This is a genomic window from Vibrio sp. V03_P4A6T147, from assembly GCF_002241085.1.
Taxonomy (GTDB): Bacteria; Pseudomonadota; Gammaproteobacteria; order Enterobacterales; family Vibrionaceae; genus Vibrio; species Vibrio anguillarum.
On sequence record NZ_NDIO01000301.1, the window covers coordinates 1 to 2780 of the forward strand.

The 2780-nt window shown below is 41.7% G+C and carries 1 protein-coding gene; it reads right to left on the reverse strand.

Annotated elements, in window-relative coordinates; all coding sequences use genetic code 11:
- Positions 1 to 2769, reverse strand: a 2769-nt coding sequence (locus tag B9J84_RS11775) for a beta-prism lectin domain-containing protein (RefSeq protein ID WP_094124195.1), incomplete at its 3' end; no start/stop codon positions are given.
- Positions 2770 to 2780: the final 11 nt, after the last annotated feature.

Genomic DNA, 2780 nt, shown 5'->3' on the forward strand with positions numbered 1-2780 from the left:
CCAACCACCTGTCCAAACATTAATCTGCTTGATGCGTTTACCTTTCGGCACAGTGTACGTTTCAACTTTTTTGTTGCTCGCATAGTGGGTTGAACCCAATAACACGCTAGAGCCATCCTTCATCGTGAACTTAATCGCCACTATGTGGTAACCACCCCAGTTATAAAGACCAGAGGTAACTTCCACGGATTGCAATTGATCAAGAGTAATCGGTGCTCTTAGCACACCACCGTTAGTACCTTGTACTGGGCCGCCCACCAAGTTATTGGCCGTCGTGCCGATCGCATCGATCGCAAAACCAGAACGCAGATACATCTGGTTATCCGCCGTCACGACACGTTGCGATTGCTGAGTATTTGAGTAACCCCAAATTGGAGACTCACCACCCACCGTTGCACGTAATGTACTCGAACGGTATGTATTATGGCTCAACCAACTCGGTGTCGCATTTGTAGGCACTACACCATCTTGAGTAACATTCGTCAGATGGAAAGCATGCTGGTTCCAGATGCGAGTTGCATTGGCCCAAGGTTTGGATACATCAGCAGATTCATAAACAAACACACCATGATTAACGACATAGTTTTTATCAAAATCATTAGCAACAACAATCAGTTCTGCATTGTTGTCACCAGCAAGATCTACAACAATAGGATATTCCCATAAGGTCGCTGAAGAGTTTGCTATAATAGCTCTTTCATTCCCAGTTTGACCGTCTAAAATACGAACTCGCATTTGATCTTGAACGATAACTTCATCTACACCATCACCATCAAAATCGTAAGCAGAAACGCCAATCTTACCACTAGTGCGGTCATCATTTGGTACAGACCAAATTAATTCACCATTTTTGTTATACATATCAACCGCAGTATAGCCAGCATGTACGATACCTTTAACATCGTTGTTAGCCTGCTCTGATACTATCTCAAATTGCAAACCATCGATTAACCAACCTGCAGTCCATGCTTTGATATTACGGATTCTGCTGTTTTCTGGAATCTGTAAACGTTCAGTTTTTTTAGAAAAGGCATAATGTTTGGAACCCATGAAGACTGTAGAGCCATTTTTTAGATGGAATTCTAGAGCCAATACATGTTCTCCACCCCACCAATACTTACCCGACGTAATATCAATTGAAGCAACTTGATTTAATTGAAGTGGGGAATTAAAGCTACCACCATTACCGCCAGTAATAGCGTTACGTGATATCCCAATAGCATCGATAGCGGCCCCAGAACGAACAAATAATGGGTCAGAATTATTAACAGAAATCGTATATGCGGTGCTATGTCCTGTGTAACCAAACACATGAGACCACTTACTAGTTTCCGTTATTTTCTTACCTAAGAAGTTAGAGATCGCCTGAACACCGCCACCAGGGTTAGACATACTATTAATTTCCCACTTCACCGAACCGTCATGCTCTAAAACTGCAAATCGGCTATTTTGCGCAGTTGCCACTGAAGCTGGAACTGACACTACAACTTCAGGAAATTCATCATCATCAAGATTGACAAGAGAAGAAAACCATGCGAAATCTTTCTTATCATATTGCCAGCTTAAAGAACCATCGGCTTTATAAAGGTCACCATTCATGAATATTTCTTGAACTTTATCTCCATCAAAATCACCACTGATAGAAGATGGCGTCCAAGAATGGGAAAATACTAAACCCGTATCGTAGTTATAAACCCCATCGGCAGAAAGTATCTCAACCGAGGAATCACCATCGAGATCAGTTAAAGTGATATTGCCTGATGCACCACCGCCCGTCTTTGTCTTCTCGATTTGTTTTTTGATATTACCTTCAATATCAAGCACGTTGATATATGCACTATTTAAACTTGTCGTAACGATTTCAACCAAACCATCACTATCAAGATCAGCAACTGCAGGAGTATAGCGAGCATCCGCAATTATACCGCCATTTGAGTAGGACCAAAGTTCAGAACCATCAACGCCACTTAACGCTCTGACAATGCCTCCCGCGTTATATTTGTTACTTTCAAATGTAACAACAATTATGTCAGCAACATCATTATTATCTATCTTACCATCATGATTATCATCATTGAGTTGTGCAACCACTGGTGTAGCCATAACCTGATTAAATTCAGGTTTGAACTGGCTACGTTCCCAAGACCATTTCAAGTTTGTTTCAATAACATCTATTGGTTTGGTATAAGGAACGACGCGCATCGAATGAGGATGCGAAAAATCAAGAATTTCACCATTATAGGCTTTAACCGCGTTGAGCAGAGAGTTTGCTGTGTCACCACCAAAAACTGCAAGGCGATTATAGGAAAGATTATCCCAATCACTGAGCATAACCCCTAAACCTTTCGGAGCTTCCACATCAACTTCATGCCCATAAATATAGGCAGGCAGAGAATAACCTGAGCGCTCTCCTTCTTTGAGACAAAAACGCTCCCCACTCTTACGACTAATAATACAGGCTTCTGGATACGTGTCTGAAGCAAGCACACGCATTGAACGAGGATGTGAAAAATCTAATATCTGCCCATTATAAGCTTTTACATTTTTAAGTTCATCATTACCGGTATAACCATCAAACATTGCTAGGCGGTTGTATGACAAATTATCCCAATCGCTAAGCATAACGGAGATGCCGCTAGGTGCCAGCACATCAACGGCATGATTATATATCCACTGCGGTAAAGAGTAGCCGGATCGTTCACCAGGCTTTAAACAGTATTTAGCACCAGTTTCACGACTAATAATACATCCTTCAGCCTCTGAATCGATTGGTGCTGCTT